Consider the following 21,141-nt stretch of genomic DNA (forward strand, 5'->3'; position numbering starts at 1 on the left):
CATGCGCATCCTTCTCGTCAATCCGAACACGACCCGCTCGATGACAGAAAAGGCCGCCGCCGCAGCGCGCGCGGTCGCCGGTCCCATGACCAAAATCGAGGCGGCGACATCGCTCATGGGACCGGCATCCATCGAAGGCCATTATGACGGCGCGCTGGCGCTGCCCGGCCTGCTGGATGAAATCCGCAAGGGAGAGGCGGCGGGCGCGGAGGCCGCCGTCATCGCCTGCTTCGACGACACCGGGCTCGATGCCGCCCGCGCCATGGCAAGCATCCCCGTGCTCGGTATCTGCGAAAGCGCGCTGGTGACAGCCGGTTTTCTGGCGCAGCGCTTTACCGTGGTGACGACGCTGGAGCGCTCGCGCGTGTTGATCGAGGATCTGGCCGCCCGCTATGGTCTTGGCCATCGCGCCAAGGTGCGGGCGGCCGATATTCCGGTGCTCCAGCTTGAGGAGGAAGGCTCCGGGGCGCTAGATAAGCTGCGCCGACAGATCGAACTGGCTCTGGAAAAGGATGGCGCGGAAGCGATCGTGCTCGGCTGCGCCGGCATGGCGGATTTGGCCTATGCGTTGCAGCAGGACTACCACGTTCCCGTCATCGATGGCGTATCAGCGGCGATCAAGCAGGCGGAGGCGCTGGTGGCGCAGCGGCTGACGACAAGCAAGCGAGGGTCTTATGCGGCACCGTTGGCGAAGGCTTATACGGGCGCGATGAGCATGTTTGCGCCGACGGAGTAACAAGCTCAAATCGAGCGTAGCGTTCACGGTTGGCGGTAGGAGGCTTTCAAAGCATAGGTGAGGATCGCGACGGTGATCCAGAGCCGGATATAGGAGGTTCCTAGAAAATAGCCCGTATAGAAGTAACGCTGAAAGGGCCCCGCGCTTGCGGCGTAGTACGGTTCAAGTGCTGCTGTAAGCATGCGTTGGAGTGCATTTGCACCGCTCAGGAAAAGCCAAACAGCGATTGTCCCCAGCAGAATATAAAGCCATCTCTTACCGAGCTCCCGCGCCACGCTGCGTAGAGTTGGAGGTCTGTCGAGCCCCTGTTCCACGACCATCAGGAATGCCAGCATGGCCACACACGCATTCCATGCCGGGTTTGATTGGCCATACCATGGGAACACGATCCCATCGATGCCCAAAGCAAGGGTGATGAGATGAAACGGATGCACGCCCGCAAGATAGCCGATCACGAACACAAGAACTGAAACACCCAAAACCCGTTTGAGAACGGCCCAGCCGAGCTTCGTCTGATCCCGGAACGAAAGCTTGTCGAGGCTTGTCCCACCACCGGTCAGGTTGATCATACGCTGGCTCATCAAGAGAAAAGCCATGAAGACCATCAACTGGACGAGCTGCGTACCGAAGACCAGCGTCGCCATGTTCGTGTGGCTGCGAATTCTGAAGACGGTGGCGACAAACAGCCACGGCACCGCACCAACCACCAGATAGGGCCAGAAGCCGAATGATGGGCGGGAGACCCTTGGCAGGGCGGGAACGGTGGCGCTGACAATTTTTGACATGTCGCGCAGACTGGCAAAATGACTTCAATTTAAGGTTGATGTCATTCTTAAAATTGTATGAACCTGCCTATTTGGTGCAGAGTTATGAAACCGTGTTCTCCATCCTCTCAATCCACTCCTTCCCGATTTGCCACCGCCGCAGCACATCCAGCGGGTTTTCCGCATCGAACCGTGAGCAGATGCGATAGACCTCCAGCACCTCCGCTGCCATCTCGCCTTTCTGGAAGAAATACATCGCTGCCGCATAGCGGGCGCGGCCGGACCATTCGACGCCGGGGGGCGTGTGGATCAGGGTCCAGTTCTGGCGTTCTTCCTCGTCCATGAGCGTTTCAGAAAGTGCCCGGCGGGGTCAGGGTGCGGCGGGCGAGCTTGACGAAGGGGCGGGGTACGATGCGGGCGCGCTTCATCATCTTCTGGTAACGCAGCTCGCGCAGGGCATAGATTTCCACCCACAGATCGTCGTTGAACTTGACCCCGTAGGGCCGGTCGAGCGTGGCGATGGCGATGTTGCGCTTGGCGGTTGGCGACCAGATGGCGGCGGTGACGAGGCCGGCTTCGCGCTTCTTGCCGTGATAGACGATCGCATGCTCGGCCGGAATATTCCCTTCAATTTCAAGGCCGACGAGGATGTGCTTCAGAGTTTGATTCCGGCGTGCTTCAAGTATCGCTTTACGTCCGTTGAAATTCGGCTTTTCGGGATCGACCAGCCAGTCGAGGCCGATCTCGTCGGGCATGCGCACCCGGTCGGCACGAAGAGCCGCTTCGGCGGTGATGAAATCAGTATTGGCAACGATGAAGCCGGCCTCGATGCGGGCGGTGTTAAGCGCGGCATAACCGATCGCCCGTATGCCATGCAGCTTGCCCGCCTGCCAGAGCCTATCCCAGAGCGACAATGCCAGAGCGCGGGATACGAAAAGCTCATAACCGAGATCGCTGGTGAAGCCGGTGCGGGAGATGGTGACGGTTCCCGCTTCATGCGGAAAGCTCGCAATATCGAAAGGCTTCAGCCGCTCGACACCGGAAAAACCGGCGGCAAGAAGCGTTGCGCAGCTGGTCGGGCCTTGCAGTGCGAGGCCGGCGATTTCCTCGGTCTCTTCGTGGATATCGACGGAGAAGCCGAAGGCGCTATCGAGAAGCCAGGGCAGGTGCCGTTCCTGGCAGCAGAGGCGGAAGGTGTCTTCACCAAGCCGGAACAGGGTGCCATCATCAAGCACATGGCCGTGATCGTCGCACCAGGCGGTGTAGTGCACCCGGTTGATGCCGAGCTTGCGGACATCGCGCAGGGTCAGGCGGTTGAGATAGCGTTCCGCATCCGGGCCGGAGATGCGGTATTTCACCATCGGCGAGATATCGAACAGGGCCGCGGTCGAGCGGATCGCGAAATATTCGAGTTCCTCGTCGAACAGCTTGTGCGGCGCCTTATAGCCGGACCAGCTGTACCAGTCGTTGGTCTCGCTGAGGGCGATCAGGCGGGCGTGAAAGGGCGTTTCGAGGCGCGGGGTCTCGATGTGGCTACGCGCCGCGCGACGACCGTCGGTGGCGTTCAGAGGTGGGGTCATCGCATTCATGGCCGTGCTCCGGAAAGAATGTGGCGGGCTGCGTTCCATCCGGGCAGGCCCGAAATGCCGCCGCCCGGATGCGCCCCGGCGCTGGCGAGATAAAGCCCCTCGATCGGCGTCGTGTAACCGGAGGCGGCGCCTGTCGGGCGGTTGATCAGGAGTTGGTCGGCCTGCAACTCGCCATGGTGCCAATGGCCGCCGGGTAGATTGTAATCTGCCTCGATATCTGCGGGCGTGCTCAGATGGGCGGCGACGATCGATTTCGATATGCCCGGCGCATGCCGCTCCAGCGTATCGAGAATGATCTTAAGGAACAGCGGCTTGCTAGCCTCCCAGCCCATTTTCAGCTTGTGCGGCGCATATTGAACGAGTGCCGAGAGCGTACAGGCGCCGGAGGGAGCAAGCGAGGCATCGGCCAGACTTGGCAGCACGATCTCCATCACCGGATCGGTGGAGAATTCGCCGTATTTCGCCGGGTTGAAGGCGCGCTCCACCTGTTCCATCGAGCGGGCAAGCACGATGCGGCCGGCATGATCCGAAGGCCGCAGATTGAGGAAGCTCGGTATACGATCAAGAGCGACATCGAGCTTGGCGACATTGCCCGCCGTGCGCAGGTTGCGTAGCGAGCGGGTAAAGCCTGTGCCGCTTTCGGCGGGATCGACCAGTTGTAGAAAGGCCGTCTGCGGATGCACGGCGGCGACGATGACAGGGGCGGCGATTTCCTGCCCGTCGGCAAGAATGACGCCGGAGGCCCGGCCGCGATCCGCGACGATGCGGCCGACTGATGTGCCGCAGCGGATGATGACGCCTGCCTTTTCCGCCGCCTTGATGAAGGCGGGTGCGACGGCGGACATGCCGCCTTCAGGAATGAACTGGCCGCCAGCTCTGCCCGCGACTTCGCCGGTCAGGCGATAATAGAGGCCGAGCAACGAGGTCGGCGAACGGGGGCCGAGATGGATGCCGAGCGTGGCATCGAAGGCGACGAGGGCCTTCAGCCGGTCATGCTCCAGATATTCGTCGGCGACATCGGCGACGTTCATCAGCATCATGCGCAGGAAATCGCGGCCTTCGCCGCGGCCCTTGCGGATAAGGCCGAAGCCAGCGGAGGCGAAGGTAGCAAGGTCGGCCATGCCGATGGCCCCAAGCTGAGGCGACGCGCGGCGCAGAAAGCGCTTGAGGATGCCGGCCTGAAAAATCAGCTTATCCCGCATGCGGATGAAAGCGGCGGCTTCATCGGCGCTGACACCATCGATGCTGTCGCCATAGGCGCCGTGCAGCACGACCGGCTGTTTGTCGCCATCAAGAACAGAGGTCGGCATGGCCGTGCTTGAGGTCAGCCTGATGCCGAGATCGCGGGTGACATCCGGGTCGAGCCGGTTGATCAGGTGGGCGAGGCCGGCGGAGCGGAAGCCGGGGGCGAATTCGCGGCCGCGCATCGCGCCGCCCGGTTCGTTCGCGGCTTCCAGCACCAGCACCTTGCGGCCGCTGGCGCCAAGCTTGGCAGCGGCGGCAAGGCCGTTGTGGCCGGCGCCGATGACGATGGCATCGTAGGCCTTCGAGGCGGAATCAAATGACGTCATGGGCTTTGCTCATCAGTTCATTGGGACGCTTGAGGTCGCGCAGGATTTCGGCGGCGGCGTTGCGACCGGGCGCACCCATCACCCCACCGCCCGGATGGGTCGAGGAGCCGCAGATATAAAGACCGTCGATGGGGCTACGATATTGCGCGTAGCCCGGAACCGGCCGGTTGAAGAGCAGTTGATCGAAGGTAAGTTCGCCCTGGAAGATATTGCCTTCCGTCAGGCCCACCTCGTTTTCGATTTCGCGCGGGGTGCGCACTTCCATATGGACGATGCGGTCGCGGAAGCCCGGCGAATACTCGGCGATCTGTTTGATCACCGTCTCGGCGAAGGCGTCGCGGTCGGCATCCGTCCAGTCGCGGCCCTCGACCTTGGGCGGGCAGTATTGCACGAAGCAGCTCATGAAATGTTTGCCGGGCGAGGCCATGGTCGGGTCGAGCGTCGTCGGGATCACCATGTCGACGAAGGGGTCGGCCGACCAGCGTCCGTCCTTCCAGTCGTCATAGGCACGCTCCATGCGCTCGATCGAGTCCGTAAAATGCATGTCGCCGCGTATGCAGGAAGAGCCGGGAACTCGGGCAGGCTATCCAGCGCGATGTTGAGCTTGCCGGAGGAGCCGCGCATCTTGAAGTGTTTGACCCGGTGGACGAAGTCTTCCGGTAGGGCGTCTTCATCCACCAGCTTCAGGAAGGTGCGCTTCACATCGGCATTGGAAACAACGAGTTTGCCGCGCACCTCTTCGCCACCTGCAAGCACAACGCCGGAGGCCTTGCCGCCACGGGTCATCACCTTAACGACATCCGCGCCGGTGCGGATCGTGCCGCCGGAGGCTTCGAAGGAGCGGGCCAGCGCCTGCGTCACCGCGCCCATGCCGCCGCGGGCATAACCCCAGGCGCCGACGGAACCATCCACTTCGCCCATATAGTGATGCAGCAAGACGTAAGCTGTGCCGGGCGACATCGGCCCGAGTGCCGTGCCGATGATGCCGGAAAGCGCGAGATAGGCCTTGATCACATCGGTCTCGAAATATTCGTCGAGGAAATCGGAGATCGACATGGTCCAGAAGCGCAGGGTCTGCGCCATTTCATGCGGGCTGAACTCGCCGAATTTCTTCGCAAGATAGAGGAGTTCGGAAATATCGCGCGGCCGAAAACCGAAGGGATCGGGTGCGGTGCGCATCAGCAGCGGCTGGATGAAGCGGCATTGGCGGGTGACGTCGCGGGCGTAGCGCTCATAGGCTTCGGCATCGCGCCTGGAATAGCGGGCAAATTCGCGGCGGTGGCTGTCGTGGTCGCGGTAGGAGGCGAGGTAATCGCCGTCGCGGGTGAAGACCGCGCCGCCCTCATAGGCGATGACCTGCAGCCCGTGTTTCGGCAGTTCGAGATCGCGCATGATCTCCGGCCGGAACAGCGAACAGACATAGGAACAGTTGGAATAGAGATAGCCGGGCGTCAGCTCCCGGCTGGTCGCAGCGCCGCCCACCCAGTCGTTCTTTTCGAGCACGATCACATCGAGCCCGGCGCGCTGGAGATAACAGGCGGCAACCAGCCCGTTGTGCCCGCCGCCGATCATGACAACGTCGTGTTTTTTCATTTTCCTTCCCCTTGTTGACGGAAAATCTGACATGAAAAGCAGAATGTTGTCTAGATATTTTGAATGATCATTCAGCAAGTATGTTGCAATTGCCTGATTATGCGATAGGATTTCGTATCAGCATCCAAGCCGGTGAGGCGGGACGGAAAGCCTGGAGATTTCATGATCGAGACGGCAGGGCAGGAACCGGAATATGACGAGGCGGCCATCTGCTTCCTCGAAGTGCTCTGGGGTGAGGGTTATCTCTCGCCGGGCGGGCCGGAGGAGGTGGATAGGGTTCTCTCCGGGCTCGATCTTTCCGGCAGACGTGTGCTCGATCTCGGCTGCGGCGCGGGCGGGATAACGCTGCATATCGCCCGGACTTATGGGCCTGCTTCCATCGTCGGTTTCGATGTCGAAAAACCTGTGATCGAGAAGGCGCGGCAGGCGGCGGAAGCGGCCGGTCTTTCGGATCGCGTCACCTTCGTTCGGGCAGCGCCGGGCGGCTTACCCTTTGCGGATGGCAGTTTCGATGTCGTCTTTTCCAAGGATGCGCTGGTCCATGTGGCGGACAAGGACGCGATCTTTCGTGAGATCGCCCGTGTGCTGGCGCCGGGCGGCGTCTTTGCCGCCTCCGACTGGATGATCGGCCATGACGGCGCGCCTTCGCCGGACATGCGGGCCTATCTCGATGCCGAGGGCCTAAGCTTCGGCATGGCGTCGGCGGAGCGTTATCTGAAGGCGATGGCCGGGGCAGGGCTCGTCAATCTCAGGGCCGAAAGCCGCAATGGCTGGTATCGCGATGTGGCGCGCGAGGAGCTGGCGCGGCTGCGCGGTCCGCTCGGTGCGGAGGCTGCCCGTATCGTCGGCCGCGCCTATGTCGACAAGAATATCCGCACCTGGGAGGCCATGCAGAAGGTTCTTGACAGCGGGGAGCATTGTCCCACTCATCTGCGCGGTGAGAAACCGGCGGGAGCGGGCTTGTGAGCCTGCGTCTCGGCCTCAAGGGCAGATCGATGGCATTGAAAATGAAGGCGGCATCAGTCGCATCCGAACCGGCCGACGCCGACCGGCGTGGGCGCAAGGCATCCAAGGAAACCCGCCGTCAACAGCTTGTCGAAGCGACGATCGATTCGCTCGCCAAGCGCGGCTATGCGGAAACCACGTTGGCCGATGTGGCCGATGGAGCGGGCCTGTCGCGCGGCATCGTCAATTTCCATTTCGAGAGCAAGGAAAACCTGCTCATCGCCACACTGCAGTTCATGGCCGACGAATATGCCGCCCATTGGAATGCCGCTTACGAGAAAGCGGACGAGACGGCGGCTGGCCGGCTCTGGGCGCTGGTGGCGGCGGATTTCGACCGTAAGATCTGCACCAAGCGCAAACTTGCGGCCTGGTGCGCCTTCTGGGGCGAGGCGAAATCGCGGCCGACCTATCAGGCGCTCTGCGGTGCCCGCGATGTCAAATATCAGGAAACCTTCGTCAGCCTCTGCGCCGATCTTAAATCCGAGGCCGGTTACGGCTACGAGCCGGAGACCATGGCGCTGGCGCTCTGCGCGATGATGGAAGGCCTGTGGCTGCGGCTGATGATGGGCGACGGGCTGACCCGCGAAAAGGCCCATGCGGCGGCGATCGAGCATCTGGTTTCGGCTTTCCCGAAACACATGACCTACGAGGGGCCGAAAAAATAGCGGCCTGACAAAAAGAGGGAGAATGGCATGACGGCAAAGACTTTCATCGGACGAACCCTTTCGGCGGCTTTGTTCGCCTCCCTGCTATCGGGCACTGCGGCCCATGCCGCCGATAACATCACCGTTTTCGACTGGTCGGGCTATGAAGACCCGGCCTTCCACCCCGCCTACACCGAAAAATATGGAACCGAGCCGGATTTCGCGTTTTTCGGCGATGAGGAGGAGGCGTTTCAGAAGCTGCGCTCCGGTTTCAAGGCCGATCTTGCCCATCCCTGTTCGCAGAGCGTCGCCAAGTGGCGCGACGCCGGCATGCTGGAGCCGCTCGATACTGCGAAGCTGAAGGCCTGGAAGGATATCCTGCCCGGTATCGCCGGGATGAAGGGGCTGATGACGTCTGATGATGGCACGGCCTGGCTGCTTCCGTTCGAGTGGGGCAACACCGTGCTGACCTACCGCACCGATACGGTGAAGCCGGAGGAAATTACTTCGCTCAAGGCTTTTGCCGATCCGAAATTCAAGGATCGCGTTTCGATCGGTGACAATGTCGATGATGCCTATGCGCTGGCAAGCCTTGCCGTCGGCGTCAAGGACTGGACGACGATGACCGACGACCAGTTCAAGGCGGCCTCCGACTTCCTGCGCGACGTGCCTAAGAACGTGCGGCTCTACTGGACCGACAACACCGAGGTCAGCCAGGCGATGGCGAGCGGCGAAGTCGATCTCGCCTGGGCCTGGAACGAGACGGTGACGACCCTGCAGGCCGACGGCGTTCCGGCCGCGGTCAAGAAGGATACGGCTGAAGGGCTTTCCACCTGGGTCTGCGGCTATGTGCGGCTGAAGGGAGGCGAAGGCGATGTCGAAAAACAGTATGACTACCTCAACGCCATCAGCGATCCGGCCATCTCGGCCTACATGGTCGAATCCTGGGGCTACGGCCACGCCAATGCCAAGGGCATGGCGGCGGTCGATCCCAAGATTTTGGCCGACAAGGGCTATGCCGATGTCGACAAATTCCTCGGCAATACGCTGTTTCAGTCGCCGATGCCGATCGAGCTTCGGCAGAAGATGATCGCCGAGTTCGAGAAGATAAAGGCGGGCTATTGAGCGCAGACGATGTCGATGTGCTAATCGTCGGGGCCGGATTTTCCGGCCTTGCGGCGGCGGATGCGTTGATCGAGGCGGGCTTGCGCGTTCTCGTGCTGGAGGCACGGGATCGTGTCGGCGGCCGCGTGGAGCCGGCAGATTTTGGCACTGGCCGGCGGATCGATGCCGGCGGCCAGTTTATCAGCGAGGACATGCCGGCTGTGATGGAGCTTGTGCGCCGTTACGGTCGGCCGCTGGTCTCGGTGCCGGATGAGGGGAGGCTGGTGTTGCGGCCGGGCTTACCGTCGCGTGAGGCCTTCCGGTTTCACGAGGGTGTCGAGGCGCTGCGCAGCCGTGCAAACGCGATCGATCCGCGCGATCCTGCTATTTCTGGGCTTTCCGTTTCGGACTGGTTGGCGCGGCAGCCGGAGGATGACGATGCAAAGGCCGGATTCCAGGCGATGATCCATGGCCTCTGGTGCAGGCCGGCGGATGAACTGCCGCTCTGGTACTACATCGATAATGATCGCCGGCTGGAGACGACGGTTTCCGAGCTGCAGTATTATCTGGAAGACAGTACGCACTCTCTAGCTGAGGCGATGGCGTCGGAACTCGGTGAGCGGCTGATGCTCTCGACACCCGTTGACGCTATTACCGTTGCGGCCGATGGCGTGAGCGTCGAAGCGGGCGGCAGGACATTCCATGCCGGGCAGGTTCTGCTGGCGGTACCGCCGGTCATGGCCCGGCGAATTGAGATTTCGCCACCGGTTCCTCCCGAGGTTTCTGCGGCCCTCAATGTCTGGGCGAGCGGCACCGTGATCAAGATTTGCTTTCGCTACGAGCGGCGCATCTGGCGGGATGACGATCTGAGCGGCATGGTGATGTGGCGCGATGTGAAAGGGCTTTTCGCCTGCGATATCAGCAGTGGGGGCGATGCGCTGCTCGTCGTCTTCATCGGCGGGCCGCTGGCGGTTGAGTGGGGTGGGAGCGGCAAGGCGGCTGTTCTTGAAAACGTGCTGCCACGGCTTGTTGAAGCACTGGGACCCGAAGCGGGCAGGCCGATGGAGACCATCTTGCGCGACTGGACGGGCGATCGGTGGAGTGGGGGCGGCTATAGCGACGTCATCCTCGATATGGCGGCCCACGACGCCGAAGACGTGTTGCGCGCCTGTGCCGGTCGCATCCATTTCGCCTCGTCGGAGCTATCGCCGTTCTTTCCCGGCTATATCGAAGGCGCGATCACGGCAGGCCGGGCGGCGGCGCGGCGCATCCTTGCTCAGTCGCGCAACGCTACCAGCGCATCCGGATCGTAGGCCAGCCGGATCGGCGCGCCGACCGGGATGTCGTCGGCACCAAAATTGTTGGTTTCCGAAACAGAGAGCGGCTTTTCCATGCCCGGCACGTCGACAATCAGGTGGGTGATCTCGCCGAAATAATGGCGATCGACCACTTGGCCTTCGAGCGAATGATCCGCCTCTGCATCATCCCAGAGTACGCGCAGCCGCTCCGGCCTTATGCCAAGCGTCGCATGGCCGTCGCGGGCAGCGAAGCCGAGCGGTTTCGAGACGCGGACATTGCCGAAGCGATGGGTCTCGACCGAAAGCTCTCCCGCCGTTTCCCCAGTCACGCGCGCCTTCATGAAGTTCATGCCGCCGAGGAAATCGGCGACTTCGCGGGTCAGAGGGTGCTGGTAGATATCCTTCGGCGTCGCCACCTGTGCGATGCGCCCGCCGAACATCACGGCAATGCGGTCGGAAAGGCCGAGCGCCTCGTATTGATCATGGGTCACCAAAATGAAGGTGATGCCGACCGCCTTCTGCAGCGAGCGCAGTTCCACCTGCATTTCCTCGCGTAGCTTCTTGTCGAGAGCAGACAGCGGCTCGTCGAGCAGCAGCACCTTCGGCCGCATCACCAGCGCGCGGGCGAGCGCCACGCGCTGACGCTGGCCACCCGAAAGCTCGTTCGCCCCACGCTTGCCGAGTGCACCGAGACGCACCTGTTCCAGCGCTGCGCCAACCCGGCGGCGTTCTTCCGCTGTATCGAGCTTCAGGCGCTTCAGGCCGTAGGCGACGTTTTCCTCGACATTCAGGTGCGGGAAGATCGCATAGTTCTGGAACACCATGTTGGTCGGTCGCCGGTTCGGTGGCGTGCCGATGACGGACTGGCCATCAATGCGGATATCGCCGGAGGTCGGCGTATCGAAGCCGGCGATGGAGCGCAAAAGCGTGGTCTTGCCGCAGCCGGAGGGGCCGAGCAGCGAGAAGAACTCGCCAGCGCCGATATCGAGCGAGACATCGTCCAGCGCCTTGTAGATGCCGTAGTAGCGGCTGACCGAGCGGATCGAGATCATGTCTGCCATAGGCCTATGCTCCTTGGATGCGACGTTCGGCCCGGCGGCGGATGATTTCGGCCGTCGTCAGCAGGATGATGGAAAGCGCGATCATGATGCTGCCGAGCGCCAGCACGGACGGTAACTTGGCGGCAAAGCGCAGCTGGCCCCAGATATAGACGGGCAGCGTCGGCTCGGTGCCGGAGAGGAAGAAGGCGAGGATGAACTCGTCGAGCGAAATGGTGAAGGAGACCAGCAGGCTCGAGACGATCGCCGGCGCCACCACCGGCAGCGTCACCCGGCGGAAGGTGCCGAAGGCGGTTTCGCCGAGGTCGAGCGAGGCTTCTTCCAGGCTGCGGTCAAAGCCTTCAAAACCGGAGGTCAGCACCGACATGGCGTAAGGCAGGCAAAAAACCGTCTGGCCGAGAATAACGGTCGCCAGCGAAAGCTCCATGCCGATCTGCAGGATGATCATCAACAGCGAGACTGCAACGATGATTTCCGGCAGGAAAAGCGGCGCCATCAGCAGACCGTTGGCCGCCTCCCGTCCCCGGAAGCGATAACGGGTCAGCGCGCGGGCGGCGCAGATGCCGAGACCGGTTGAAAGAGTGGCGACGCATATACCGACGAAAAGGCTATTGCGCGCTGCCTCCAGCATCACCGTGTTGGTCCAAAGCGAGGCGTACCATTTCAGCGTAAAGCCCGCGAGAGGGAAGGTAGTTGCCGCCGCATTGTTGAAGGAGAAGATCGGCAGCAGCAGGATCGGCAGATAGAGAAACGCGAGGTAGACCACCACATACGCCGGCAGCCAACGGGATTTTGCGATGCCGTGACGTCCGCTCATCGAATGCGCCTCACGAAAAATTTGAGCGCCAGCACGACGGCCCCGGCCATGACGGACACGACCACCATGGTCGTGACCGAAAGGGCGGCACCCAGCGGCCAGTTGGCGCCCTTGCCGAACTGCGCCTGGATCGCGGTTGCGATCATCACCCCATCCTTGCCGCCGACCAGTTTCGGCGTGACGTAGTCGCCGACGGTCGGGATCATCACGATCAGGAATGCCGAGATGACGCCCGGCAGCGACAGGGGCAGGGTAACGCGCAGAAAGCTCCTGATCTTGTTGTCGCCGAGATCGTGGGCCGCCTCGATCAGCGAGCGGTCGATCTTCTCCAGCGAAACGAAGATCGGCAGGATGGCGAAGGCCGCCCAGCTATGGACGAGCGTGATGACGACGGCATTGGAATTATAGAGAAGTGATGTGACCGGCTTGTCGATCAGCCCGGTCGACATGAGGCCGGTGTTCAAGACGCCCTGATAGCCGAGGATCACCTTCCACGACATGACGCGCAGCAGATAGCTCGTCCAGCAGGGCACCGTAATCAGGAACAGCCAGAGGCTTTTGTGGACGCCGCCGTGGAACGAGATGAACCAGGCGATGGGGTAGGAGACCATGACGGTGATCAGGCTGACGACCAGCGAGATGGTGAGCGAGCGCCAGAGAAGATCCTGATAGATCGGCTCTCCCAGCGCCGTGCGATAATTGTCGAGGGTGAAGCTGTGGTCGATCGTCAGATAATCCTGGGACCAGAAGCTGTAGGCGAAGACGATCAGGATCGGTAGCAGGAGAAGCGCCAGCGCATAGAGCAGGGTGGGGGAGACGAGCATCAGCCCCTTAGCTTCGTCGCTGTCTTTCCAGTGCGCGCGGGCTGGAGCATCTGGATCTGCGATGGTCGATGCCGGAAGCGCCGTCATGGGCGGCGCCTCGCCGGGGCCGAGGTTTTGACTGTCGGGCCGAGGCTGGCTCCCTCTTCTCCCCCACAGGGAAAAGATGCCCGAAGGGCAGATGAGGGGGACTTCGCCGCGAATTGAGAGCCTGCCGCCCCCTCATCCGGCGCTTTGCGCCACCTTCTCCCTGCTGGGGAGAAGAGGGAGAACGTGGCTAGTTCACAGCCGGTAACCCAATTCGCATCGAGCGTGCTTCGACAGTCGAAAAGCAGGCTTTGTTCCATGCCATCCACCCATGGGCCTTGTTGGCCCTTTTGTTCCCATTTCGCAGAATGTGCGCAAAAGCGGATTGAAAGCAAGTGTTTTTTCTGACAGTATTGATTGAACGGACATTCAAAATAAGCAGATTTCTTGAAAAATATCAGTTGATTGTTCCGTTTAAAAAGTTATTGGAGGTCGTTTTATGGCGGCGAAGCGGGAAGAGGTTGTCAAGGTCGGCGAGGATGAGGGGCTGGCGGCGCTGGCGCGCCAGCATCTGGTTCAGCCATGGCCGGTGGCGGGGGAGATCGGCGATGAGGCGCGGGGCGGAATTCGCTCCGGCGAGGGCATCTATGTGATCGATGGCGAGGGGCGGCGGCTGATCGATGGCCCTGCCGGCATGTGGTGCGTCAATGCCGGACACCGGCGCCAAGAACTGGCGCAGGTGCTCTACGATCAGGCGATGGAGCTTTCCTACAATTCGCCGTGGTACACGATGAACGAGCCGTCCGTGGCGCTGTCGGCGCGGCTTTCCGGCCATGCGCCGGGCGATCTCTCGCATGTGTTCTACACGACCGGCGGTTCCTCCGCCGTCGAGACAGCGCTGCGCTTCATGCAGTTCGCCAACAATGTGCGCGAGCGGCCGGAAAAGAAGCTGATCGTCTCGCGTCAGGGCGGCTATCATGGCTCGACCTATCTTTCCGCCTCGCTCAATGGTCGTCCGCGCGATCACGACTGGATGGACAGCGCCACCGATCAGGTGATCAAGCTCACCTGTCCCAATCCCTTCCGCCGGCCTGCGGGCATGGATGAAGCGGCCTTCTGCGACATGCTGGTCGAAGAATTCCGCGATGTGATCGCAGCGCGGGGCGCGGAGCGAATTGGTGCCTTCATCGCCGAACCGGTGATGGCCTCCGGTGGTGTGATCGTGCCGCCGGCGGGTTACCTTCAGCGGATGCGCGCGCTCTGCACCGAAAACGATATCCTGTTTATCGCCGACGAGGTGGTGACCGCCTTCGGGCGTCTCGGCTCCGTCTTCGCTTCCAAAGAGGTTTTCGGTATCGAGCCGGATATGATCACCTTCGCCAAGGGTGTGACGTCAGGCTATTTCCCGCTCGGTGGCGTTATGATCTCGGCGCGGCTTCTGGAAGACCTGCGCCGCTCGAATCACTCAGAGGCGATGTTTGCCCACGGGCTGACCTATTCCAGTCATCCGATCGGCTGCGCGGTGGCGCTGAAGAACCTCGATATTCTCGAAGGTGGCCTGCTCAATCATGCGCGCGGCGTCTCGGAGTATTTCCAGTCGAGCCTGAAACGGCTGGAAGATTTGCCACTGGTTGGCGAAGTGCGCGGCCTCGGGCTGATGGCCTGCATCGAATGCGTGGCCGACCGGGTCAGCAACAACCCGCTGACGCTCGATCTCGAGGTCGGCAAGCGCATTGACGCCCATTGCCAGGAGCTTGGGCTTCTGGTGCGGCCGCTGATCAATATGTGCGTGATGTCGCCGCCGCTGACGATCGAGCGGCCGCAGATCGATACGATGACGGACATCCTTCACACGAGCATTCGCCGCACCATGGATGAGCTCGTGCGGGAGGGGCTCTGGAAGGGGTGAATTTGAAGAATATGGATGCGGCCCGGTTCCCTTGGCCGCATCCGGACTTGAGGGCCGGGCGACCGGCCCTTTCTTTTTGCGCCTCTTATCGCGCGCCACGCATGTCTGCGTTGATGCCGGCAATGCGTTCTTCCTCCGGCGCCTGATCGAGCGTCATCACCGGCAGCACAGACCGCAGATGGTCGTGATGGGTGCGCACGCCGTATTCCAGATCGGACAGGTAGAAGCCATGAAACGCTTTTGACGTCATGGCCTCGTTCGACCAGACCGTCAGTTGTACATCTTCGGCCTGCGTATCGCGATCGATGCGGAAGCCGAGATAGCGGGCGGCGCGTTGTTGCCGCGTTTCAGACGCATGGCGATAGACGCCACCGCGCAGCAGGGTCTTTCCGGTCGAAAGCGGAAATTCCTGGTAGAACTGCACCGTCTCCGGCGTCACCGCGATCACCGCATTTGGAAAGAGGCCATAATAGATCCAGGTCTTGCGCAACCGCGCCGGCAGATGCGTCGCTTCCGGCGCAATGGCCACATAGTTGCGCACGCTCCAGCGGCGACCGGCATGAGGATTGTAGGTGGCGAAGGAGCGGCACAGGCCGCCGACGAAAGGCTCGTCGTAATAGGTCGAACCATAGAGGTCCTGCAGGGCCGGGTGGGCCATGGCGACGTGATAGCCCTCGTTATCGACATCTCGCACGGACTTCCAGTTGACCGGCGAGACATGCGTCCAGATCGAGGCTGCGGGCACCATGGTTTCGCAATGATAGTGACCGAGTTCTTCCGCGAAGGGTTGCATCTGCTCGGCGACGGATGGCTGGGGTCCCTTGGCGAAGCGGATGAAGACGAAGCCCATCCAGACTTCTGTCTCGAGCGGTACCAGTCCGAACTCGTCCTTATCCAGCGGCGGGAACGAACGCGGGCGGGCCGCGCCTCGGAGCGTTCCGTCGAGATTGTAGACCCAGCCGTGAAACGGACAGACGAGCGCGTTGCGGCAGGTCCCTTTATCGTCCGCGACAAGCCGCGAGCCGCGATGGCGGCAGATGTTGTGGAAGCCACGCACGCTGCCGTCCTGGCCGCGCAGGATCAGCGCCCGCTCGCCGACCACGTCCATGGCGATATAGTTTCCGGGTTCGGGAATGTCGGAGACATGGCAGGCGATCTGCCAGTGTTCGCGGAAAACATGCTGCTTTTCCAGCTCCAGCAGGGCATCGCTGTGATAGCACCAGCCGGGCAGGCCGCGTCGGTCCCAGCCTTCGGGAATGCTGATGTCGCGGATCATCTCGTTCATGTCTCGCCCCTTACTTTGCTGAACGTTCATTCAATATAAGCACATTTAACAATAAAAAGGAATAGCTTGCCATTGTATGACATTCATGAAGAAAGGCAGGGGAGATCTCAGAAAACCGCTGAACGATCGAGTTACCGATCGAAGCGGTCGAAGTAGCGGGGGCGCAGCTTTTCCCCGATCATGCAATCGCTCGCTGCACCGGCGGTGGGGAAAACGCGCGCCGGCGGCTGCCTTTGTGTGATCTCCATGACCAGTTTCTGGCGAATGGCGACCGCGAAGTCATCGCGGCGATGGACGGGAACGACGAAAGAACCCGCGCCTCCGATCACGCAATCCGCATAGTAGGTGTCGAGCGGTCCTGCGGACATCGAGGGCCGCACGAGAATGGCAAGCCCGTTGACGATGATGCCGGCCTTGACGGCTGCATCCCTGGCGGGCGCCACCGGTGGGCCCATGTTGTTCGGACCATCGCCGGAAACATCGATGACCTGGCGCAAGCCGGCGTAGCCATTGCCTTCGATCAGCCGCATCCCATAGAAAAGCGCGTTGGAGATGGACGTGCCCCGTCGTGTGGCGACCGGGCGCGAGGCGATCGCGGCGGCAAATTCCGCCGCGTCCTCGCCCGTCTCGATGACCTGCCAATCCACCAGCGACGTCTCGTTCACGCTGCCGGCCCATTCGAAATAGCTGATGGCGACGCGTCCGAGCATACCGGCACGTACGGCATTGATGAAATCCGGATGGGATATCGCCGCGACATAGCCGGAGCGTTGGATTTCCGCTTCTTCCATGTCCATCGAGCCGGACATATCGACGGCAAGAACGAGTTCAACGTCCACCTCCTCGCCGCCCGGTGAAATCGCCGCGGGTGTAGCTGAAAGGCTAAGAAGCAAGGCAATTGCTGCAAGCATCTTGTCGTCCGATCATGTTGTACTAGTTCAAGAGAGCGCAGTTTAACATGGGCACGGGCTAAGGTGGCGATCATGACGGCTTTTGTGTTCAACAATCGGTGATTTGAACATGGGCCACACCTGTGGTGATCTTCTGCCGCTGGAGAAGTTATTGAATGTTATTAAAGACTGATACGGATGCGTCCATCCTGGACCGCATCCAAAAATCCGCTTTTGACTATTTTGTCGATTTTGCCAATCCGCGCACGGGTCTGATTGCCGATACGTCACTGCCCGGTTCCCCCTCAAGCATTGCGGCAACAGGCTTCGGGCTCAGCTGTTATGCTATCGGCGTCGAGCGTAACTGGATAGGTCGCAGTCATGCTGCGGAAAAGACGCTTACCCTGCTCCGGTTTCTCGCGGAAAGCAACCAGAGCCGGGAGAAGGACGCAACCGGCTACAAGGGCCTCTACTATCATTTTCTCGATATGGAGACGGGCAAGCGTACCTGGCGCTGCGAACTGTCGTTGATCGACAGCGCTCTTTTGTTGGCGGGGGTGCTGACCGCCGCGGCTTACTTCGTCGAGGAAAATCCGCTGGAGCGGGAAATTCGCTCGCTCGCCGCAATGCTCTTCGCGCGGGCGAACTGGGCATGGGCGCTCGATGCGAGCGGGGCCCTTTCGCTTGGCTGGAAGCCACGGAGCGGATTTCTTCCCTATCGCTGGGAAGGTTATAGCGAAGCCCTTATTCTCTATGTCCTTGCGCTTGCCTCTCCCTCGTATCCGGTGCCGGCGGCAAGCTACGAGGCGTTCGCCTCGAAATTCGAATGGACGACGGTGGACGGCAAGCCATATCTTTATGCGGGGCCGCTCTTCATCCATCTTTTCTCCCATGGCTGGATCGATTTTCGGGGCATCCGTGACGCCGCCATGGCCGAAAAGGACAGCGATTATTTCGAAAACACCCGGCGCGCAATCGCTCTCCAAAGGGACTACGCGCAGAAGAACCCGGGCGGTTTCAGCGGATACGGACCGGACCTGTGGGGCTTGACGGCCTGTGATGGACCGGAGCGGTTGCGGCGGCTGATCGATGGACGCCGTCAGCAGTTTGCCGGATATGCGGCGCGCGGCGTACCGCTCGGCCCGGATGATGGAACGGTTGCGCCGTGGGCGTCGCTTGCCTGCATTGCGTTCGAGCCGAGATACGCAATGGCGGCGGTCCGCCATATTCTTGCTGCCTATCCCAATGTTATGTCCGACGGGCGTTTCCTTGGCAGTTTCAACCCGAGCATACGCGGCGAAACACCCGAAGGTTGGCTCAACGATCGTGTTGTCGGCCTCGATCAGGGAATCCTGGTCATGATGATCGAGAACTCCCGCAGCGGGTTGATCTGGGAGTTGATGCGTCAGGTTCCCGTGATCCGGCGCGGATTGAAGCGAGCAGGATTTCAGGGCGGTTGGCTTTAGGGTCTGCGTCCAGGCGGATTAGGTTTTACCCAAGACTGCATGGCGTATCGCAGGCGGTGATTATCATTTATGGTCGCTTGCGGAGAAAGAATGCCGTGTGACCGATGCCATCCAGCGAAGATCTGAAAGTTTCAACACTCAATGGCGAGCATCCGACAGTCAACGCTGCGCATGCGGCCTTCCTGCCTGTGGCGGACGCCTGGAGGCTATGGATCGATGACTGGTTGGCGTATCAGGCCAATTTCGGTACTGGCCCGGATGAGAAGATCAGGTCGGCGCATCTGGCAACATTCTACGCGCATCAATTGGCGCTGACGGTTGCCAAGCGCGTTCTCGCGGATGAGCGACCGCCCGATCTCCATCCCGAGCGCCTGCGTGTCGGGTTTGTTCCTTGCGATTCGGGAGACGGCGTTCCGGTCGGTGCGCGACGGTTCCATTTTCACGCCGTTTCGCAGATCGAGCCGGCCGATCTGCACGATTGTTTCGTCGAAAGCCTGAAGCCCGTCATCGACGCGCTTTCAGCCCGCAGCGCTCTGTCACGCGGCTCGCTGTGGCGTCTCGCTTCAGACGGTATAGCAGGCGCCTTTCTCGATACGGGGGAGATGCTGGGCGACACCCAGCGGGCCACGCAAATGGCAATGGCCATCGTGGAAAGGCATGCTTCGCCATTTCGTTCGGGGATGGCGCGCTTCGAAAGCGTGCGCGGCGCCGACGCCGCGTGCCGAACATACCGTATCCGCACCGGCTGCTGCCTGGTTTACAAGGCGGAGAACGGCCGACATTGCGACGTCTGTGTGCTGCTGACCGCATCGGAGCGGCGCCGGCGGCTCCTGGCATTGGGTGGGTTCTGAGTAGGGACTGCCGCATCTGTTGCGGCAGTCCCGACCGGTCAGGCTTTCAGGAAGCGGTCGTTGATGAAGCCCAGCACGGTTCCCAGCACCAGCCAGAAGGCGAGGGTGGTGGCAAGGGCGGCAACGGCAAACTCCGCACCCAGAACAGCGGGCACACTGCTTGAGATATCCAGGGGTTGCGGAGCCCCATAGATATGGGGAAGGGCGATCAGAACGAGCCCGGCGATCTTGGCCAGCAGTTCGGGCCGCAGGGCCAGAAGATAGAGGCCTGCGCCTGAAAACAGGATCGTCGCAATCCACCAGAGTTGACGGTCCTGAAGCTCGGCCGCGGGGAAGCCCGGCAGTTCCGGCGGAAGGCCGATTGCCGGCAGAAGGTGAACGGCCAGCCAGCCGCATGCTCCCCAGTAGACGCCGTTCGCAAATGTCACCGGATGGTTGGCCACGAGGCTGATGCCGGCCAGCAACAATGCGAAGCCGGCGCCGGCGACAAGATTGGCAAGCAGCGTGCCGGAGAAGCGGCTCATGCCGAACATGATGCCACCTTCCTCATGCTCACCTTCATGGGCATAGGCCGGCGTAATCGGCGACAGGGCTGCGAGAACGCCGTCGAGAATTTTTCCCCCTTCGAATGAAGAGGAATGCTGGTGATCCGCTTGCGGGGTGGCGGGGTCCGCAGCCGGTTCCTGCCCTTCGAATTCCTCGGCATGGAGGATGAGCGGAATGACCCTTAATTCCTGGGCGCCGGTCATGAAGACACCGGCAATCAACCCGGCCACCAAAGCGGCCAGAAGTGTTTTGACGATCATTGTTCTATCCCTCTAAAGCGCCAGATCTCGCCCGTCTGTGTCCCCGGGCGGAGCCGATGCTGTGTCATCTCTCATTCGGTACCGCGCCGGATCACTTGGGAAACGGCGCACAACATCAACCGCGCCGGAGAATGGTCCTGGCGCCGGGTTGTTACATAGTCCTGCAGACTTTAGCGGTAAGCCGCTGTGTCAGTGGCAGGGGAAACCGAACGAGTGACGAACGTCGTGCGCGGTGTCGTGGATCGTGGCGGAATTGGCGAGCCCTGCGCCAAAAACCAGGAAACCGCCAATGATAAGGGCAACGATGCCCGCGGTGATGCGGTCGCTGAGCGAGACGCTGGAAACTGCAGATGTAGCCATGACAACCTCCGTGATGGCGTGTGGGGTGCTTTTCACCCTTCGGGCACTATGCCCTTCATCAAGCGGCAGGTATCCTGGCTCGCGGTGTTCGATGCCGTGGCACCGTGGAGCTTGCCTCGCCTTCCCAGAAACAGGCATGAAATGCCCTCTTCCAGTGGCTTTTTCCGAAGGAAACCTCGGAACGGAAAACTCTCACCGCTCTACAGTCGCGGGGTCGGCCGTGATAAGGATGCCCGGCAGGGGTCCATCCCGTCACGTTCCCATTTACTCCGCCAAGGCTTGCGCTTTCGGCGGAACCGTTTGATCCGTCGATCATTAGGTTTTCGTCAGGCTTCTGTCAATCGACCGCATTACCCGCAAAAGCGGTGGTGAAACGAAGCGGTAACGTTTTTGGCATGTAGAAGTTGTGCGGCCAACGGCGTGCGATTACTATTCTACAAGAGATGCTCGCGATTGCCCGTTATGATCGCCGGTGGTGGAGGTTTAGGGCAACGCAGGCATTGCTGAGGTGCAGGGCTTCCCAATTGCAGGCCCCATGCGATCACCT

Annotated in this window: 19 protein-coding genes, 1 pseudogene and 1 riboswitch; of the genes and pseudogenes, 8 read left to right on the top strand and 12 right to left on the bottom strand. The window is 61.3% G+C overall.

Annotated elements, in window-relative coordinates:
• The first annotated feature begins 1 nt into the window (after window position 1).
• Window positions 2–736, top strand: coding sequence for an aspartate/glutamate racemase family protein (locus tag BLX89_RS16770; RefSeq protein WP_075292107.1), 735 nt, complete (start codon window positions 2–4; stop codon window positions 734–736).
• A gap of 23 nt (window positions 737–759) precedes the next feature.
• Here the strand turns inward: BLX89_RS16770 and BLX89_RS16775 are convergent, their stop codons facing one another.
• From BLX89_RS16775 to BLX89_RS16795, 5 genes and pseudogenes are all read right to left on the bottom strand, one after another.
• Window positions 760–1,521: a hypothetical protein gene (locus tag BLX89_RS16775; protein ID WP_075292108.1), complete on the bottom strand. Its 762-nt coding sequence runs from the start codon at window positions 1,519–1,521 to the stop codon at window positions 760–762.
• Window positions 1,522–1,603: 82 nt separating this feature from the next.
• Window positions 1,604–1,843, bottom strand: coding sequence for a hypothetical protein (locus BLX89_RS16780; RefSeq protein WP_075292109.1), 240 nt, complete (start codon window positions 1,841–1,843; stop codon window positions 1,604–1,606).
• 7 nt (window positions 1,844–1,850) lie between these two features.
• The gene (locus tag BLX89_RS16785) at window positions 1,851–3,089 is read right to left on the bottom strand and encodes an aminomethyl transferase family protein (RefSeq protein ID WP_075292110.1); all 1,239 of its coding nucleotides are present in this window, start codon (window positions 3,087–3,089) and stop codon (window positions 1,851–1,853) included.
• Window positions 3,086–4,660 carry a phytoene desaturase family protein gene (locus tag BLX89_RS16790; RefSeq protein WP_075292111.1) on the bottom strand — a complete coding sequence of 525 codons (1,575 nt, stop codon included), beginning with the start codon at window positions 4,658–4,660 and terminating at the stop codon, window positions 3,086–3,088. Before BLX89_RS16790 ends, BLX89_RS16785 begins: the two co-directional genes overlap by 4 nt.
• Window positions 4,647–6,253 (bottom strand): annotated as a pseudogene (locus BLX89_RS16795) (phytoene desaturase family protein). The gene BLX89_RS16790 and the pseudogene BLX89_RS16795 overlap by 14 nt, the downstream one beginning before the upstream one ends.
• A gap of 162 nt (window positions 6,254–6,415) precedes the next feature.
• Here BLX89_RS16795 and BLX89_RS16800 point away from each other — a divergent pair.
• The 4 genes from BLX89_RS16800 to BLX89_RS16815 are packed head-to-tail and all read left to right on the top strand — an operon-like array spanning window position 6,416 to window position 10,319.
• Entirely contained in the window at window positions 6,416–7,219 is an 804-nt protein-coding gene (locus BLX89_RS16800; RefSeq protein WP_075292112.1) for a class I SAM-dependent methyltransferase, read from the top strand.
• A 29-nt stretch (window positions 7,220–7,248) separates the two neighbouring features.
• Window positions 7,249–7,923: a TetR family transcriptional regulator C-terminal domain-containing protein gene (locus BLX89_RS16805; protein WP_198935167.1), complete on the top strand. Its 675-nt coding sequence runs from the start codon at window positions 7,249–7,251 to the stop codon at window positions 7,921–7,923.
• A 27-nt stretch (window positions 7,924–7,950) separates the two neighbouring features.
• Window positions 7,951–9,027, top strand: coding sequence for an ABC transporter substrate-binding protein (locus BLX89_RS16810; protein WP_075292113.1), 1,077 nt, complete (start codon window positions 7,951–7,953; stop codon window positions 9,025–9,027).
• Window positions 9,024–10,319: a flavin monoamine oxidase family protein gene (locus BLX89_RS16815; protein ID WP_075292114.1), complete on the top strand. Its 1,296-nt coding sequence runs from the start codon at window positions 9,024–9,026 to the stop codon at window positions 10,317–10,319. Before BLX89_RS16810 ends, BLX89_RS16815 begins: the two co-directional genes overlap by 4 nt.
• Here BLX89_RS16815 and BLX89_RS16820 read toward each other — a convergent pair.
• Genes BLX89_RS16820 through BLX89_RS16830 form a run of 3 tightly spaced genes read right to left on the bottom strand, consistent with a single transcriptional unit; the run spans window position 10,283 to window position 13,003 of the window.
• Window positions 10,283–11,356: an ABC transporter ATP-binding protein gene (locus BLX89_RS16820; protein WP_075292283.1), complete on the bottom strand. Its 1,074-nt coding sequence runs from the start codon at window positions 11,354–11,356 to the stop codon at window positions 10,283–10,285. The genes BLX89_RS16815 and BLX89_RS16820 overlap by 37 nt on opposite strands.
• A 13-nt stretch (window positions 11,357–11,369) precedes the next feature.
• Window positions 11,370–12,179, bottom strand: a complete 810-nt coding sequence (locus BLX89_RS16825; protein WP_075292115.1) for an ABC transporter permease — start codon at window positions 12,177–12,179, stop codon at window positions 11,370–11,372.
• On the bottom strand, window positions 12,176–13,003 hold the full coding sequence (locus tag BLX89_RS16830; RefSeq protein WP_245292854.1) for an ABC transporter permease: 828 nt from the start codon (window positions 13,001–13,003) through the stop codon (window positions 12,176–12,178). Before BLX89_RS16830 ends, BLX89_RS16825 begins: the two co-directional genes overlap by 4 nt.
• A 523-nt stretch (window positions 13,004–13,526) precedes the next feature.
• On the opposite strand from BLX89_RS16830, the gene BLX89_RS16835 reads away from it, so the two are divergent.
• The gene (locus BLX89_RS16835; RefSeq protein WP_075292117.1) at window positions 13,527–14,936 is read left to right on the top strand and encodes an aminotransferase; all 1,410 of its coding nucleotides are present in this window, start codon (window positions 13,527–13,529) and stop codon (window positions 14,934–14,936) included.
• Between the two features lie 85 nt (window positions 14,937–15,021).
• On the opposite strand, the gene BLX89_RS16840 is transcribed toward BLX89_RS16835, so the two are convergent.
• A complete protein-coding gene (locus BLX89_RS16840; protein ID WP_075292118.1) occupies window positions 15,022–16,221 on the bottom strand; it encodes an aromatic ring-hydroxylating oxygenase subunit alpha in 1,200 nt (399 codons plus the stop codon).
• A gap of 131 nt (window positions 16,222–16,352) precedes the next feature.
• Complete coding sequence (locus BLX89_RS16845; protein WP_075292119.1) at window positions 16,353–17,132, bottom strand: DUF1194 domain-containing protein; 780 nt, start codon at window positions 17,130–17,132, stop codon at window positions 16,353–16,355.
• A 155-nt stretch (window positions 17,133–17,287) separates the two neighbouring features.
• Between BLX89_RS16845 and BLX89_RS16850 the strand changes: the two genes are divergently transcribed.
• Together BLX89_RS16850 and BLX89_RS16855 are read left to right on the top strand one after the other, a co-directional pair.
• On the top strand, window positions 17,288–18,577 hold the full coding sequence (locus tag BLX89_RS16850) for a glucoamylase family protein (protein ID WP_075292120.1): 1,290 nt from the start codon (window positions 17,288–17,290) through the stop codon (window positions 18,575–18,577).
• Window positions 18,578–18,681: 104 nt separating this feature from the next.
• Window positions 18,682–19,428: a (2Fe-2S)-binding protein gene (locus BLX89_RS16855; RefSeq protein ID WP_075292121.1), complete on the top strand. Its 747-nt coding sequence runs from the start codon at window positions 18,682–18,684 to the stop codon at window positions 19,426–19,428.
• 38 nt (window positions 19,429–19,466) lie between these two features.
• Here the strand turns inward: BLX89_RS16855 and BLX89_RS16860 are convergent, their stop codons facing one another.
• The gene (locus BLX89_RS16860; RefSeq protein WP_075292122.1) at window positions 19,467–20,234 is read right to left on the bottom strand and encodes a CbtA family protein; all 768 of its coding nucleotides are present in this window, start codon (window positions 20,232–20,234) and stop codon (window positions 19,467–19,469) included.
• 189 nt (window positions 20,235–20,423) lie between these two features.
• Window positions 20,424–20,594, bottom strand: coding sequence for a CbtB domain-containing protein (locus tag BLX89_RS16865; protein WP_075292123.1), 171 nt, complete (start codon window positions 20,592–20,594; stop codon window positions 20,424–20,426).
• A 47-nt stretch (window positions 20,595–20,641) separates the two neighbouring features.
• Window positions 20,642–20,910, bottom strand: a riboswitch (cobalamin riboswitch).
• Window positions 20,911–21,141: the final 231 nt, after the last annotated feature.

Source organism: Pararhizobium arenae (genome assembly GCF_001931685.1).
GTDB classification, from domain to species: Bacteria; Pseudomonadota; Alphaproteobacteria; order Rhizobiales; family Rhizobiaceae; genus Pararhizobium; species Pararhizobium arenae.